This window comes from Stenotrophomonas sp. PAMC25021 (assembly GCF_004795795.1).
GTDB lineage: Bacteria > Pseudomonadota > Gammaproteobacteria > Xanthomonadales > Xanthomonadaceae > Stenotrophomonas > Stenotrophomonas muris.
Map to the genome: position 1 here is coordinate 3,817,723 of NZ_CP039255.1, position 14,222 is coordinate 3,831,944.

12 protein-coding genes and 1 tRNA gene are annotated in these 14,222 nt (G+C 66.1%); 6 read left to right on the forward strand and 7 right to left on the reverse strand.

The window, feature by feature from the left end; genetic code table 11:
- Window positions 1-114: 114 nt before the first annotated feature.
- The 3 genes from serC to aroA all read left to right on the forward strand — a co-directional run bounded on the left by serC (window position 115) and on the right by aroA (window position 3,835).
- A complete protein-coding gene (gene serC, locus E5790_RS17630; RefSeq protein WP_014647617.1) occupies window positions 115-1,200 on the forward strand; it encodes a 3-phosphoserine/phosphohydroxythreonine transaminase in 1,086 nt (361 codons plus the stop codon).
- 45 nt (window positions 1,201-1,245) lie between these two features.
- Complete coding sequence (gene pheA, locus E5790_RS17635; protein WP_181454216.1) at window positions 1,246-2,451, forward strand: prephenate dehydratase; 1,206 nt, start codon at window positions 1,246-1,248, stop codon at window positions 2,449-2,451.
- A 76-nt stretch (window positions 2,452-2,527) separates the two neighbouring features.
- Window positions 2,528-3,835 carry a 3-phosphoshikimate 1-carboxyvinyltransferase gene (aroA, locus tag E5790_RS17640; protein ID WP_111207051.1) on the forward strand — a complete coding sequence of 436 codons (1,308 nt, stop codon included), beginning with the start codon at window positions 2,528-2,530 and terminating at the stop codon, window positions 3,833-3,835.
- 300 nt (window positions 3,836-4,135) lie between these two features.
- On the opposite strand, the gene E5790_RS17645 is transcribed toward aroA, so the two are convergent.
- Window positions 4,136-4,708, reverse strand: a complete 573-nt coding sequence (locus E5790_RS17645; RefSeq protein ID WP_046431429.1) for an energy transducer TonB — start codon at window positions 4,706-4,708, stop codon at window positions 4,136-4,138.
- A 119-nt stretch (window positions 4,709-4,827) separates the two neighbouring features.
- Entirely contained in the window at window positions 4,828-5,466 is a 639-nt protein-coding gene (locus E5790_RS17650) for an energy transducer TonB (protein WP_111207052.1), read from the reverse strand.
- A gap of 113 nt (window positions 5,467-5,579) precedes the next feature.
- Between E5790_RS17650 and serS the strand changes: the two genes are divergently transcribed.
- The gene (gene serS / locus E5790_RS17655; RefSeq protein ID WP_014647612.1) at window positions 5,580-6,860 is read left to right on the forward strand and encodes a serine--tRNA ligase; all 1,281 of its coding nucleotides are present in this window, start codon (window positions 5,580-5,582) and stop codon (window positions 6,858-6,860) included.
- 66 nt (window positions 6,861-6,926) lie between these two features.
- Here the strand turns inward: serS and E5790_RS17660 are convergent, their stop codons facing one another.
- Window positions 6,927-7,289 carry a ligand-binding protein SH3 gene (locus E5790_RS17660; protein WP_111207053.1) on the reverse strand — a complete coding sequence of 121 codons (363 nt, stop codon included), beginning with the start codon at window positions 7,287-7,289 and terminating at the stop codon, window positions 6,927-6,929.
- A 136-nt stretch (window positions 7,290-7,425) separates the two neighbouring features.
- Window positions 7,426-8,013, reverse strand: a complete 588-nt coding sequence (locus E5790_RS17665; protein ID WP_032957392.1) for an NAD(P)H-dependent oxidoreductase — start codon at window positions 8,011-8,013, stop codon at window positions 7,426-7,428.
- A gap of 127 nt (window positions 8,014-8,140) precedes the next feature.
- Here E5790_RS17665 and E5790_RS17670 point away from each other — a divergent pair, with 127 nt between their 5' ends.
- Window positions 8,141-9,133 carry a LysR family transcriptional regulator gene (locus tag E5790_RS17670; protein ID WP_005410175.1) on the forward strand — a complete coding sequence of 331 codons (993 nt, stop codon included), beginning with the start codon at window positions 8,141-8,143 and terminating at the stop codon, window positions 9,131-9,133.
- Window positions 9,134-9,205: 72 nt separating this feature from the next.
- Here E5790_RS17670 and E5790_RS17675 read toward each other — a convergent pair whose 3' ends face one another.
- Entirely contained in the window at window positions 9,206-10,552 is a 1,347-nt protein-coding gene (locus tag E5790_RS17675; RefSeq protein ID WP_111207054.1) for a hypothetical protein, read from the reverse strand.
- 150 nt (window positions 10,553-10,702) lie between these two features.
- Here E5790_RS17675 and E5790_RS17680 point away from each other — a divergent pair.
- Window positions 10,703-10,792, forward strand: a tRNA-Ser gene (locus E5790_RS17680).
- A 43-nt stretch (window positions 10,793-10,835) separates the two neighbouring features.
- On the opposite strand, the gene E5790_RS17685 is transcribed toward E5790_RS17680, so the two are convergent.
- Window positions 10,836-11,222 carry a DUF6713 family protein gene (locus tag E5790_RS17685; protein ID WP_111207074.1) on the reverse strand — a complete coding sequence of 129 codons (387 nt, stop codon included), beginning with the start codon at window positions 11,220-11,222 and terminating at the stop codon, window positions 10,836-10,838.
- Window positions 11,223-11,349: 127 nt separating this feature from the next.
- Window positions 11,350-14,103 (reverse strand): UvrD-helicase domain-containing protein, encoded by a 2,754-nt coding sequence (locus E5790_RS17690; RefSeq protein WP_111207073.1) that lies wholly within the window; start codon window positions 14,101-14,103, stop codon window positions 11,350-11,352.
- Window positions 14,104-14,222: the final 119 nt, after the last annotated feature.

Sequence of the window (14,222 nt, forward strand, 5' to 3'; positions counted from 1 at the left end):
CCGGCGGCACGCCTGCGGCGAATGGATTCCAATGAAACCAAATTTCCCTTGCCGCACTAGGCCGCAAGGCTGGTGCACTGCGGCATACTAGGGGTCTTGCCCCACAGGTGTGACATGACGCGCGCGTTCAACTTCAGTGCCGGCCCTGCGACCTTGCCGGAATCGGTCCTGCGCCAGGCGCAGGCGGAAATGCTGGACTGGCACGGTAGTGGTGCCTCGATCGTGGAAATGAGCCATCGCGGCGCGGAATTCATGTCCGTGGCCGCCGAGGCCGAGGCCGACCTGCGCCGCCTGCTCGATATCCCCGACGACTACGCGGTGCTGTTCCTGTCCGGTGGCGCCACCACCCAGCAGGCGCTGATCCCGCTCAACTTCGCCAGCCCCGGCCAGCGCGCCGACTACGTGGTCAGTGGCCATTGGGGAAAGACTGCGGTCAAGCAGGCCGGCGTCTACGTCGACGTCAACATTGCCGCCAGCAGCGAGCCCGACGGCTATCGCACGCTGCCGCCCCGCGCCGACTGGCAGCTCTCGCCCGACGCCGCCTATGTGCACATCACCGCCAACGAGACGATCCACGGCGTCGAGTTCCGTGATGTGCCGGATACCGGCGATGTGCCGCTGGTGGCGGACTTCAGCTCATCCATCGCCAGCGAGCCGCTGGATGTACGCCGCTACGGTGTGATCTATGCCGGCGCGCAGAAGAACCTGGGCCCGGTCGGCATCGCAGTGATGATCGTCCGCCGCGACCTGCTCGAGCGTACTGGCCAGCCGCGTGCGGACATCTTCGATTACCGCTCGCATGTCGCCCGCGATTCGATGCTCAACACCCCGCCGACCTGGAACTGGTATCTGGCCGGCCTGGTGTTCAAGTGGATGCTGGCCGAAGGCGGCGTGGCCGAATTCGCCAGGCGCAATGCCGCCAAGGCGGCACTGGTGTACGGCGCCATCGATGGCTCCGGCGGCTTCTACCGCAACGAGGTCGCGCATGCGGCACGCTCGCGGATGAACATCCCGTTCTTCCTGCCCGATGCCGGGCTTGATGCCCGCTTCGTCGCCGAAGCCAAGGCTGCCGGCCTGCTGGCGCTGAAGGGACACAAGGTGGTCGGGGGCATCCGTGCCTCGCTGTACAACGCCATGCCGCTGGCCGGGGCCGAGGCGCTGGTCGCCTTCATGGCCGATTTCCAGCAGCGTCACGGCTGAGCAATGAACGGCGCGCACCGTCGGGTGCGGGTCCCGCAACAAGGAATTCCGATGGCAAGCAGCAAATCCAGCAAGAAGGCGCCGAAGAAGGCCGAACCGGCCAAGGACAGCGCGCCCAGCAAGGCGAAGGGCAAGGCCAAGGCCGCCTCGAACCCGGCACCCACCCTGGCACCGCTGGCGCTGGCCGATGTGCGCTCGAAGATCGACCAGATCGACCGTGACATCCAGAGCCTGATCGCCGAGCGCGCGCGCTTCGCCCACCAGGTCGGCAAGGCCAAGGGCAAGCTGGCCGCCGCTGTCGACTACTACCGCCCCGAGCGCGAAGCGCAGGTGCTGCGCATGGTGGTGGACCGCAATGAAGGCCCGCTCAGCGACGAGCTGCTGGTGCATGTCTATCGCGAGATCATGTCGGCCTGCCTGGCCCAGCAGGAGCCGCTGAAGATCGGCTACCTCGGCCCGGAAGGCACCTTCAGCCAGCAGGCCGTGCTCAAGCACTTCGGCCGCTCCGCGCTGGGCCTGCCGATGGCCAGCATCGAGGAAGTGTTCCAGGAAGTGGAAGCGGGCAACGCCGATTTCGGCGTGGTGCCGGTGGAGAATTCGGGACAGGGCACCATCCAGATCACCCTGGACATGTTCCTGACCTCCAACCTGAAGATCTGTGGCGAAGTGGAACTGCGCGTGCAGCAGTACCTGATGTCGCGCAGCGGCCGCATCGAGGACATCGAGCGCATCTACGCACACCCGCAGTCGTTCATGCAGACCTCGGCGTGGCTGCGCGCCAACCTGCCGAAGGCCGAGAAGATTCCGGTATCCAGCAACGCCGAAGGCGCGCGTCGCGCGCGCAACGCCGATGATGCGGCGGCCATTGGTGGCGAGAGCGCCGGCCACGTGTACGGCCTGAAGAAGGTGGTCACCAAGCCGATCCAGAACGATGCCGACAACACCACCCGCTTCCTGGTGGTGGGTCGCAACATCTTCCCGACCTCCGGCCACGATCGCACGTCGGTGCTGGTGTTCATCCATGACAAGCCCGGTGCGCTGTTCGATGTGCTCAGCCCGTTCGCCCGCCACGGCATCAGCATGAACCGCATCGAGTCGCGGCCGTCGCACCACGGCAAGTGGGAATACGGCTTCTTCATCGATCTGGCCGGCCACATCGACGACGCGCCGATGCAGGCGGCGCTGGCCGAACTGGAAGCGCACTCGGCGCAGATCAAGGTGCTGGGCTCCTACCCGGTGGCCGTGCCCTGAGTGCTGCTGTGGCGGCCCTGGCCGCCGCTCCCTGATGCATCGCCGGCGCTGCCGGCGTTTACGGAACGATCGAACGATGAGCAACGCGCAACACTGGATCGCCCGCAAGGGCCAGCCGCTGCAGGGCAGCCTGACCATTCCCGGCGACAAGTCGGTCTCGCACCGCTCGGTGATGTTCGCCGCGCTGGCCGATGGCACTTCGCATATCGAAGGCTTCCTGGAAGGCGAGGACACCCGCGCCACCGCGCGCATCTTCAGCCAGCTGGGTGTGCGCATCGAAACCCCCAGCCCGTCGCAGCGCATCGTGCATGGTGTGGGTATCGACGGCCTGAAAGCACCGGAGGCACCGCTGGACTGCGGCAATGCCGGCACCGGCATGCGCCTGCTGGCCGGCCTGCTGGCGGGCCAGGCGTTCGACTGCACGCTGATCGGCGATGAGTCGCTGTCCGGCCGCCCGATGCGCCGTGTCACCGGCCCGCTGTCGCAGATGGGCGCAAGGATCGATACCCAGGACGACGGCACGCCGCCGCTGCAGGTGCATGGCGGCCAGACGCTGCATGGCATCGACTTCGCCTCGCCGGTGGCCAGCGCACAGATCAAGTCGGCCGTGCTGCTGGCCGGCCTGTACGCGCAGGGCGAAACCCGCGTGGTGGAACCCCACCCGACCCGCGACTACACCGAACGCATGCTGTCCGCGTTCGGCGTGGACATCGAATTCTCGCCGGGCAAGGCGCGCCTGCGGGGCGGCCAGCGCCTGCGCGCCACGGACATCGTAGTGCCGGCCGATTTTTCCTCGGCGGCGTTCTACCTGGTCGCCGCCAGCATCATTCCCGGTTCCGAACTGCGCCTGAAGCAGGTTGGCCTGAACCCGCGTCGCACCGGCCTGCTGCACGCGCTGCGCCTGATGGGGGCGGATATCAGCGAAGAGAATCCGGCCGAGCAGGGCGGTGAGCCGGTGGCCGATCTGGTGGTGCGCTACGCTCCGCTGAAGGGCGCGCGTATTCCCGAAGCACTGGTGCCGGACATGATCGACGAGTTCCCGGCGCTGTTCGTGGCCGCCGCCGCCGCCGAAGGCCAGACCGTGGTGAGCGGTGCTGCCGAACTGCGGGTGAAGGAATCCGATCGTCTTGCGGCGATGGCCAATGGCCTGCGCGCGCTGGGCATGCAGGTGGACGAGACCGAGGATGGCGCCACCCTGCACGGCGGGGCTCGGCTGGGGAGTGGCACCATCGAAAGCCACGGCGACCATCGCATCGCCATGGCATTCGCCATTGCCGGCCAGATCAGCGACGGCGAAGTGCGCATCAACGACATCGCCAACGTCGCCACGTCCTTCCCGGACTTCGATGGCCTGGCGCGCAGCGCCGGCTTCAACCTGGCCTGATCGGCGGATCGCGTTTTCCGGTAGGTGCCAACCTTGGTTGGCACGCTCACATCACCCGGTAGGTGCCAACCCTGGTTGGCATGCTCACATCGCCCGGTAGGTGCCAACCTTGGTTGGCACGCTCACATCGCCCGGTAGGTGCCAACCTTGGTTGGCACGCTCACATCACCCGGTAGGTGCCAACCCTGGTTGGCAAGCTCACATCGCCCGGTAGGTGCCAACCTTGGTTGGCACGCCTCTCCAGATAAAAGGACGGAGGCCGAAGCCTCCGTCTAAACATCACGAACCCCTCGTCCGCGATCAACGCTGTTCGGTACGGAAATCCACCGGGACCCGCACCACACTGGCCACTGCACGGCCTTCATGCATCGCCGGCTGGAACTTCCAGTTCTGCACGGCGCTCAGCACCGCGCGATCCAGGTCACGGCTGCGTTCGCCGCTGCGCGAAACAATCGCGGCATTGGTCACCTGGCCGCGGCTATCGACATTCAGGCTGGCGATCACGCTGCCCTGTACGCCATTACGCAGCGCGGCGGCGGGGTAGGTCGGCTTGATGTTGCCTGCCAGCGGGCGCGCCTCGCGATTGCGTACCGCAGGGGCGGCTTTGCGCTGGTTGCCGACCGGTGCGGCCTGGCGGGCCGCCGGCTCCTGCGCGTCGGCCACCGGCGCCTGCTCGGGGGCGGGCAGCATGCGCTCGCCGACCGGTGCCGGCGCCACGTCTTCCTGATTCGAGTGACGCAGCCAGAGCAGCGCGGCGGCAAACATCGCCACGATCAGCGCGATCCACATCCAGGGCGACGTGGGCTTGTGCTGTTCGCTGGCGTCTTGCTGCAGCTGCGGCGAATGAAGGTCTTCGTGGGTGGTGGCGGTCATCGCAAACTCCTTCCGTCAATGGACGACGGGGAGAGTGTTGCGCGGGCCAGTGGCGGGAAGTGTCAGCGTTACGTCAACGTCACCGGCAGGGTTCAGGTTGCCTGCCGGGAAACGTTCAGTTACTGGGTCTTGAAGTCGAACGGCACTTCAATGCTGCCCGGTACGGCCTGGCCGTTGCTCTGCGCCGGGGTGAAACGCCAGCGGCGCACGGCGTCGGTGGCGGCACGGTCGAGCTCGCGTGAGCCGCTGCGCTGGATGACCGTGGCATTGTTCGGGTAGCCGGTGGCATCCACGTCCACGCGCACCACCACGCTGCCGGTCTCGCCCGCGCGCAGGGCCGCGGCCGGGTAGGCCGGCGGCGGCGACTGGCCGGCAATCGGCATCGGCTGGCTGTTGCCGGTGGCGGCTGGCGCAGGGGCCGGCGTGGCCGGGGCCGGTTCAGCGATGGGCGCCGGCGGCGGCGGGGCGGTTTCGACCAGCTTCGGGGCGTCGTCCTCTACCGGGGCCGGCTTGGCATCGGGCATGTCGCTGGAGCCTGCGGCGGCGGCCAGCGGTTCCGGCAGCGGTTCCACCTGCGCGGTCTCCTGCGGGGTCTGCGCGGCCGGATCGGCACGGAAGAACTCCTTGTCGCGGCCGGTCAACCAGACCAGCACGAACAACAGCACGCCCACGCCGAAAGCGATGCCGGCGATCTTCAGGGCGTTGCGCGGGATATGCACAGTGAACGACTTGGCGGACGACGAGCGGGGTGCAGACATGGACCGGACCAGTACGGAATAGCCCGATTCTGCCACGCCAGGAATGAACCGGGCGGCAGAAATCCGTATAACAAGCGATAATCCCATCCCTGATACCCACCACGACACCTGCCATGCTTGATCCAGCCCTGCTCCGCCACCAGCCCGCCGACCTCGCCGAACGCCTGCGCACCAGCCGCGGCTTCGAGCTCGACGTGTCTGCCCTGGAGTCCCTGGAGGCGGATCGCAAGCGCATCCAGGTGCGGACCCAGGAGCTGCAGAGCCTGCGCAACAGCCGTTCCAAGGCCATCGGCCAGGCCAAGGCCAAGGGCGAGGACGTCTCGGCCATCATGGCCGAGGTCGCTGCCTTCGCCGACGAGCTGAAGGCTTCGGAAGTGGCGCTGGACGAGCTGCGCGAGAAGATCGAAGCGATCTCGATGGGCATTCCGAACCTGCCGGCCGACGACGTGCCGGCCGGTGCCGACGAGAACGACAACGTCGAGCAGGCGCGCTGGGGTACCCCGCGCCAGTTCGATTTCAAGGTGCTTGACCACGTCGAACTGGGCGCCCGCAACGGCTGGCTGGACGGCGAGACCGCGGCCAAGCTGTCCGGCTCGCGCTTCACCGTGCTGCGTGGCCCGATCGCGCGCCTGCACCGCGCCCTGGCCCAGTTCATGGTCGACCTGCACACCGGCGAGCACGGCTACGAGGAGACCAATGTGCCGCTGCTGGTCAACGCCGACTCGCTGCGCGGCACCAGCCAGCTGCCGAAGTTCGAAGACGACCTGTTCAAGACCGCCGTGGGCGACTCCACGCGTTACCTGATCCCGACCTCGGAAGTACCGCTGACCAACATCGTGCGCGATGAGATCGTCGACGCCGAGCGCCTGCCGCTGCGCATGACCGCCCACTCGATGTGCTTCCGTGCCGAGGCCGGCAGCGGTGGCCGCGACGTGCGCGGCATGATCCGCCAGCATCAGTTCGAGAAGGTCGAGCTGGTCTCGATCAGCCGCCCGGAAGACAGCGACGCCGAACACCAGCGCATGACCCGCTGCGCCGAAGTGGTGCTGGAAAAGCTGGGCCTGCCGTACCGCAAGGTGCTGCTGTGCACCGGCGACATGGGCTTCTCGGCGGTGAAGACCTACGACCTGGAAGTCTGGCTGCCGTCGCAGGAAACTTACCGCGAGATTTCCTCGTGCTCGAACTGTGGTGACTTCCAGGCCCGCCGCATGCAGGCGCGCTGGCGCAACCCGGCCACCGGCAAGCCGGAGCTGGCGCACACGCTGAACGGCTCGGGCGTGGCCGTTGGCCGCGCGATGATCGCGGTGATGGAGAACTACCAGAACGCCGACGGCAGCATCACCGTGCCGGAGGCCCTGCGCCCGTACATGGGTGGCCTGGAAACCATTGGCTGATAGCCGGCGCTGCGCGCCGCCGCCCGAGCATGGGCTCGGGCGCTACAGATCTGTGTAGAGCCGAGCCTATGCTCGGCTCTCCTTTATGGCCCGCAGCTTCTCCAGCGGCACCCATCCCGGTTCGCCGTTCTCCGGCACGCACCATGCCCAGCCATTGAGCGTGCGCATCCCGCGCAGCGTCTGCCCGGGGTCCACATCCAGTTCGCGCGCGCAGTAATCCTGCGTGGCAAACGCGCCACCCTGCGCATCGCGGCCGATCACCGGCGTCGGCACGAATCCGGGCTGCTGTCCCTCGGCCTCGCAGAGGAACCAGTCGTCCCAGCCCTCCGGGCCTTCATAACGTTCGCCCACCACCAGCGCCTGGCCGCGGCGCAGGATGATCGGGTGCGGAAATTCGCTGCGGTGCGCAGCCGTCACGATGTAGTTCATGCCCCCAGCCTAGCGCGCCGCAAAAGAAAACGGCCCCGCACAGCGGGGCCGCCAGGGTGGGCCGGGAGGGGGAGGGGATCCCGGCCCGCGTTCAGCGCCCAGACGAGGAGAGAGGGGCGCCGAACGTTGGAACGCGTTACGCCGCGACGGCTTCGGCCACGTCGTGCGACGGCAGCGCCGCCAGCGCACCGGCGATGGCGTCTTCACGGTGCTGCGGCGAGTAGGCGATGCCCTCGGCGCGCACGAACTCGACTTCGTTGATGCCCATGAAGGCGAACACCTGACGCAGGAACGGCTCCTGGAAGTCGGCCGGCGAGTCGGTATAGATGCCGCCACGGCTGCTGGCGATGATCACCCGCTTGCCACCGGCCAGGCCCACCGGGCCGTTCTCGGTGTACTTGAAGGTGCGGCCGGCCACGGCCACGCGGTCGATCCAGGCCTTCAACGTGGATGGGATGCTGAAGTTGTACATCGGCGCGCCGATCACCACGATGTCGGCCTCCAGGAACTGCTGCATCACCTGTTCAGCATCGGTCGCTTCAGCGGCGTCGGTCTTGGCCAGCGAGCTGCTGCGCAGGTGCGGTACCGGATTGGCGTCAAGATCGCGATAATCGACCTGCAGGCCGTCGATCTGGCTGGCGAGGCGGGCGACCACGGCGGCCGACAGCTGGCGCGAGACGGAGTTGTCGCCAAGCACGCTGGCGTCGAGATGCAGAAGCTTCATGGCAGTCACCTATGTTCTGGGAGGAAGGGGCGGGGTGGCCCCGCCGACGGAGAGAACGATAGGTTGTTGCAAAGGCGGAATAAAGGTGATTGAATGCCACGTATTGTTCTAGATATGGAACTCGGGCATGCATGACCTGAATGACCTGTACTACTTCGCGATGGTGGTCGACCACGGCGGATTTGCCGCCGCCGAGCGGGCGCTGGGTATTCCCAAGTCGCGACTGAGCCGCCGCATCAGCCAGCTGGAAACCGACCTGGGCGTGCGCCTGCTGCAGCGCTCCACGCGCCGTTTCGCGGTCACCGATGTCGGCACCAGCGTGCACCGGCATGCGCAGACGATGCTGGCCGAGGCCCAGGCCGCCCGCGAAGTGGTGGACCGCCTCAGCGCCGAACCGCGCGGCGTGGTGCGCGCCAGCGTGCCGGTGTCACTGGCGCAGATGCAGCTGCCCAAGCTGCTGCCCAAGTTCCTTGAGCAGTATCCGAAGGTGCGGCTGCAGCTGAACATCAGCAACCGCCGCGTGGACATCATCAACGAAGGCTACGACGTGGCCCTGCGCGTGCGTTCGCGCCTGGACGACGACGGCAGCCTGGTGATGCGCAGCTTCGGCCAGGTGCAGGAACTGCTGGTGGCCAGCCCGAAGTACCTCGACCGCGCCGGCCGCCCCAAGGACCCGGAAGAGCTGACCCAGCACGTGACCCTCAGCATCAGCGAAGACGAAGCCCGCCAGCGCTGGGAACTGCATGGCCCGGAAGGCGAAGTGCGCCGGGTCGACCTGCAGCCGCGCGTGGCCGGCTTCGACTTCCCGCTGCTGCAGAGCATGGTGAAGGACGGTTTCGGCATCACCATGCTGCCGGAAACCGTGTGCGCCGACGCCGTGCGTAATGGCGAGCTGGAAGTGGTGCTGCCGGACTGGTCGCTGCCGCAGGGCGTGTGCCACGCCGTGTTCGCCTCGCGCCGCGGCCTGCTGCCGGCGGTGCGCGTGTTCATCGACTTCCTGGCCGAGCACCTGCCGCCGCAGCTGGAGGCCTCGCGCCTGGATTGCGGTGGCGCCTGTGAAAAGGCCAAGGAGCGGATCAAGGCCAGTGCACTGGGTGCGCTGGCGGTGGATGCGGGCTGAGAGCTGCTGCACCGCTTCCGTGAAGAAAAGCCCCGGCGACGTTCCGGGGCTTTTTACTTCAATGCGACGGTGTCATCCGCACGCCCAGTCGATCTTCATCTGCTGCAGATCCAACTGTGCGTTGCCGCCACCGAAATTGAAGCCGCCAAAACCCTCCTCGAATTCGAGGTAGTAGGGGCCGAACTCAGGGTAGCCCTGCTGGGGCTGCATTGTTCCGCCGAGGTGGGCAATGGAATCCCAGCGACTCAGGTTCAGTTCCTCACCGCGCTCGCTGAATGCTTCGATGTATCCACTGATGGCGCATTCGCTTTCCCACTCCCGCGGTGATCTCCCAACGTTGGGATCGTCAGCGCGGATGCCTGTGCTGATCGGCAATGCAACGGCCTCGCTGGAGGCGCCTCCGATTCCTGCGCCCGGGATGACGGCATTTCCGTTCCTGGTGTACAGCCATCGCTCGTAGAAATAGCTCGCGTAGTCCTGTCCGATCCAGCTCGGAGGGGCACCCAGCAGGGCTGAATTCAGCTTGGGCGGCAGGCTCAGCTCACCATCAAACTCCTGCTGTGTAAGCCAGATGGCGCAGAATTGCGTTCCAAGGATGTCTTCCATGCTGTGGCTGTGCGCATGCTTGGCCTGGCGATGCTGCCAGAAGGGAAGCAGGTCGCGGCCCTCTGGCGGGGTCATGGAAAGGGGAGAGGTGAAGTATTCCGCGATTTCCTCGACGGTGCAGAGCTCCTCCTGCTGGTCGTCGACGAACAGAGAGAGAGCAACCAGCTCATTTCCCTTGGTTCGGTACTCCGAGGGCAGGTGCAACGTAAAGGCGTGCCGCAGCGGGTGCCCGTTGCTGGAACTCAAAGGCCATTGTTCAGCGGTGATGCCTGGGGGAAGGCCCAGTGTCCAGCCTCCGGCCCATTCGCTGCCCCGGCCTGCTTTGGGGAGCACGCGCTGAGGGCCAAGCGCGATGTCAAAGGCCTTGGTCAACGTCGGATCGAATATGGGCGCTGCAGGTTCACAGTAGGTGGCATTCGGGTTCTCCAGGCGAATGCTCCTTACCGTGTTGTCCCGCGTGTTCACGTTCGCGGCCACCTGCAATCCGTCATCCGTGATGAAGCCGAAGGTCGCCCATCCCTCGCATGAGTCCTCTGGCTCTTCCGGCAGTACAGCGAGGCGAGGATTGTTGGCGAGAGCGTCGCCGATGGCCATGCCTGTACGCAGGCCCTCGACCAGCACCGTCTTGGGCATTGAACAGGCGAAAATGACGTATCCAATGGCTCGATCGCTATCCAGTCGAACGAAAACGTCCTTGCTCAGGCAAGTCAGATGACCTTGTTCATCCGGCTCCTTCCATCGGGTGCCCAGAAGTTGGGCCAGGGCGCTTGAAGGCATGCCCGGGCGTATGTTCAGGAGGCTGGAGTTGTCCATGGGGTGGGGACCAGAGGGAATTGGTCACTCTAGCCAGCCGGGGCGTGGGAAGGCTATCGGATTAGTTGCAGATGGGCGTGGCGTAGGGGTCTTGGGCAAATCGCCCGGCCGTGCGAGAATGCGTGCCCGGCCAGCAGGCTGTGCCGACACGGAGAGATGGCCGAGCGGTTTAAGGCACCGGTCTTGAAAACCGGCGAAGGGTCAAACCTTCCGTGGGTTCGAATCCCACTCTCTCCGCCAGTTGATTCAAAGAGCCCCTGGATTCAGGGGCTTTTTCGTCTCGTCAGTCCACGCCATCGATCTGCACGCGAGCCGGGGTAGCACGGCGGCCTTGCATGAGGAGCCCGACGCCGGCCACGAGGCAGGCCGCCAACGTTGCGATGGAGAACGGAAGCAGGAACTCGTCACGACCGGCCGCGGCGAAGCCCGCATGAATCATGGCGGTGCCGGCGCCAACTGTCCCGCACAGGCTGGCATACGCCCGCGCGGAGGGCTTGGCCAGCACAACCTGGCGATAGCCATGCAGCAGGGCGCCCACAGCGATCAGGTTGAAAGCCAGAAACCCCTGGACGCCGCCGGGAAGGCCGAACAGGGTCCACTCGTGCCAGAACGCTGCATCAATCTGGTGCAGGACCAACGCCAGCAGTGTTGCCAAATACCACCGTTCCATGGGGTCGTCCATTTGAATGTCGGCAAAGTCTAGCAGCCGGAGTGAGTGGTCGATCTCCGGCCTGGGCGAAGCTCACGGTGACGGTGAGGGCAGTGCGCACATCGCCAGGAAAGCGCAGAAAATGCGCTCACCCCCTACGCCCGCCCTTAGGCTTGTTGTGGCACAACGGGTAACTCGAGCACGACCGGAAAGCCCCATGTGGCCCATTCCGGTCCACGAATACGCCCACCTTGCACACCGGGCAGCGCTCATCGTGGATGGCCGCGCCTGAAATCGCGGTTACTTCCACTGCCCCGTCCTTCACCAGCTCATCCAGGAATGGCGAGTGCTTGCCCTGCAGGGTGAACATCGCGACCGACCGTCGCGCACGCGTCAGCGCGACATAGAACAGGCGCCGTTCTTCGCTCAGCGGATAGGTATCGCCGTCCGGCATTGCCAGCGAAAGCACCGGGTCATCCGCGCGCAGGCTCGGGAAGCTGCGGTTGATCATGCCCGGCAGGATCACGTAGTCCGCCTCGCGCCCCTTCGATCGATGTGCGGTAAGGAACTCGACGTCCATCGTGCTGCCGAAGGCCGTCTTCCAATCCGAAGGCATCGCACCGCGATCCGCGCGATACCGCCCCAGAACAAAGACCGTCACGCGCCCGGTGCGGCCCTGCGGCACTGCACCTGACAACAGTTGCTGGTGCAGCTTCGCAAGGTACTGGCGAACGCCATCCTGCACCTCCTCGCGCCGGTTCATCTGGAACGCCTGCAGCACCGGGCGCATTGCCGGCGCAGCAGAGCGAACGTTTTTGGCGATCTGCGCGGGGTTGCGGCTGATGAAGCGGCTGGACACATCACACAGCGCCTGTGGGCAGCGGAACGTCTGCTCCAGTTTCAGCACCTGGCCATGGCCCATCCATTCGCGGAATCCAGTCATCACCGCAACGTCGGCGCCAGCGAAGCGATTGATCGATTGCCAGTCATCGCCCACCGCAAACAGATGGCGGCCCGGTTGGCTGACCAGGGCACGGCAGAGGCGCGCGCGGGCGCGCGATGCGTCCTGGAATTCGTCGGCCATCACCAGTTCGTAGGGCGATTCATAGTGGCCCTGTTCCAGCAGCCCGGCCGCCATGTTGAGCATGTCCTCGAAATCGATGCTGCGCTCGTCAGCCAGCGCATTGTCCCAGGCCTGGAATACCGGCCCGGCGATCTCCAGGAAGCGCCGGTAGCGTTCCTTGAACTGATCCTCGGGCATCTGCCGCAGGCGCGCCGCCATATCGTCCAGTGTCAGGCAGTTGCTCTTGGCATGGGCAATGAAGGTGCGCATCAGGCCAATCAGGTCTGCGTCCGGCATCGGCTTGGCGCCTTGATCAGGTAGCTCGCGGTCCGGGTTCGGGTCGAGCTCGACATCAGACGCGCCAAGCCGCTCGGCAAGATGCTGCAGGGCCTGTCCACTGCGCAGGCCAAACGACGTCGTCTCGACCAGAGCGGTGCCGCGCGCCACATGCTGCTGGCGCTTCCAGTGCATCCCTTCGCTGTAGTTGGCAAAGTGCTTCGGCGGCTGGCCATCGGCATCCAGCGCAAAGTGCTCGTGATACAGCTGGGCGTCCGGATAGTAGAAGTCCGGGCGATACTGGCGATGGGTGTCTGTCGCGGTATCGAATTCGTAGCGCCGCTCGTAGTCGTACGCCACGCCGTTGTAGAACAGCCAGTCGGCGATGACGCACTCCTCCAGGCTCTTCACCCGCTCACCCTTCAGGGTGCGGATGTAGGGCGTGCCATCGCGGTCGTAACCATCGGCCATCATGTCGGCACCGAACGGCGGCAGGTCGCGCCCGAACACCAGGCGGAACATGTCCCACTGGGTGCGGAAATGGGTCGAGCGGTCCTTCAGGTCGTCCACCAGTTCGGCCAGCTTGTTGAAGCCCAGCGTCGCGTCGACCGCCCATTTCGGGATATCCGGCTTGCGCCCTGTGGCTTTGGCGATGATGGACAGGCCCAGGGCGTGGAAAGTCCGGGCTTCCACCACGGTGTCGCCCATGCCGAGCCGGTCGAAGCATCGCTGCGCGCGCTCCTCCAGCTCCTGGGCGGCGTCCTTGTTGAAGGCGAGCATCACGATCCGTTCGGGTTCGACAAAGCCGCGGTCGATGGCATAAGCGGCCTTGGCGACCATTGTGGAGGTTTTCCCAGAGCCGGCCGCGGCCACGACCTGTACCCGGTTGTCGAAGCAGATGACGGCGTGGGCTTGTTCCTCGGTCAGGGGCTTGCTCTCGACCCGGTCCAGGAAGTCCTTGGCCAGCACCCGCTCGCGCTCTGCCATGGTCGCGTTGGCCTCGGCCCAGACGGCGGGCCAATCCAGCTGCCAGTCGTGCAGGGCGTCCAGCGCCATGCGGTGGCCGGGCGCGTGCAGGTCGTCGTGCACCTCCTCGTCGAGGAACAGCTGCTCCAGCTCGGCGGGCGGCAGGGGCAGGGCGGGGCGGTCGGCCAGCAACGCCTGCTGCTGTTCGTGGGTGATCCAGCGGCGTCCGGTGGTGCCTCGGTCGGTAAGCGCGTCTGCTTCGGCCAGCCACGCCTGGATCTGCTCCAGGATCGTGTCAAACAGGGCCTTGCGTCCCCGTGTGGTGCGCGCAAAGTGCACCTGCTGCAGCGCCGCCGCAAGCCGGGAGCCCTGGCTGTTGGGCAGCCCATCCACGGACAGTGCTTCACCGCGCTCGGTCGTCAGTTCGACCCTGGACCAGAGCACGCCGCGAACGACCCGCACGCTGTGTTCGTTCGCCACATGCTGGCGGTACTGCCTGCCGTCGATCAAAAGCGCGAGCTGTTCGCCATCCAGCTGCAACTGCCAGTCCGGCGAGCGGGTCACACGCTGGCCCCAGCCCGAGGGGCGCCATTCCATAGACATCCAGATACTGCCTTGCGTACGTCACCGGGCGTAAAGTGCCCTTGCCGCCCCATGATAAGGCGGCTTGGCATGGCGCGCTGGGATTCCGGTCACTCGCGCACGCGCGCCAGCGA

Excerpts from the sequence above, each read along its gene's own strand:
- serC (WP_014647617.1), top strand. The coding sequence starts at position 115 with ATGACGCGCGCGTTCAACTTCAGTGCCGGCCCTGCGACCTTGCCGGAA.
- aroA (WP_111207051.1), top strand. The coding sequence starts at position 2,528 with ATGAGCAACGCGCAACACTGGATCGCCCGCAAGGGCCAGCCGCTGCAG.
- E5790_RS17645 (WP_046431429.1), bottom strand. The coding sequence starts at position 4,708 with ATGACCGCCACCACCCACGAAGACCTTCATTCGCCGCAGCTGCAGCAA.
- E5790_RS17650 (WP_111207052.1), bottom strand. The coding sequence starts at position 5,466 with ATGTCTGCACCCCGCTCGTCGTCCGCCAAGTCGTTCACTGTGCATATC.
- serS (WP_014647612.1), top strand. The coding sequence starts at position 5,580 with ATGCTTGATCCAGCCCTGCTCCGCCACCAGCCCGCCGACCTCGCCGAA.
- E5790_RS17660 (WP_111207053.1), bottom strand. The coding sequence starts at position 7,289 with ATGAACTACATCGTGACGGCTGCGCACCGCAGCGAATTTCCGCACCCG.
- E5790_RS17665 (WP_032957392.1), bottom strand. The coding sequence starts at position 8,013 with ATGAAGCTTCTGCATCTCGACGCCAGCGTGCTTGGCGACAACTCCGTC.
- E5790_RS17670 (WP_005410175.1), top strand. The coding sequence starts at position 8,141 with ATGCATGACCTGAATGACCTGTACTACTTCGCGATGGTGGTCGACCAC.
- E5790_RS17675 (WP_111207054.1), bottom strand. The coding sequence starts at position 10,552 with ATGGACAACTCCAGCCTCCTGAACATACGCCCGGGCATGCCTTCAAGC.
- E5790_RS17685 (WP_111207074.1), bottom strand. The coding sequence starts at position 11,222 with ATGGAACGGTGGTATTTGGCAACACTGCTGGCGTTGGTCCTGCACCAG.
- E5790_RS17690 (WP_111207073.1), bottom strand. The coding sequence starts at position 14,103 with ATGGAATGGCGCCCCTCGGGCTGGGGCCAGCGTGTGACCCGCTCGCCG.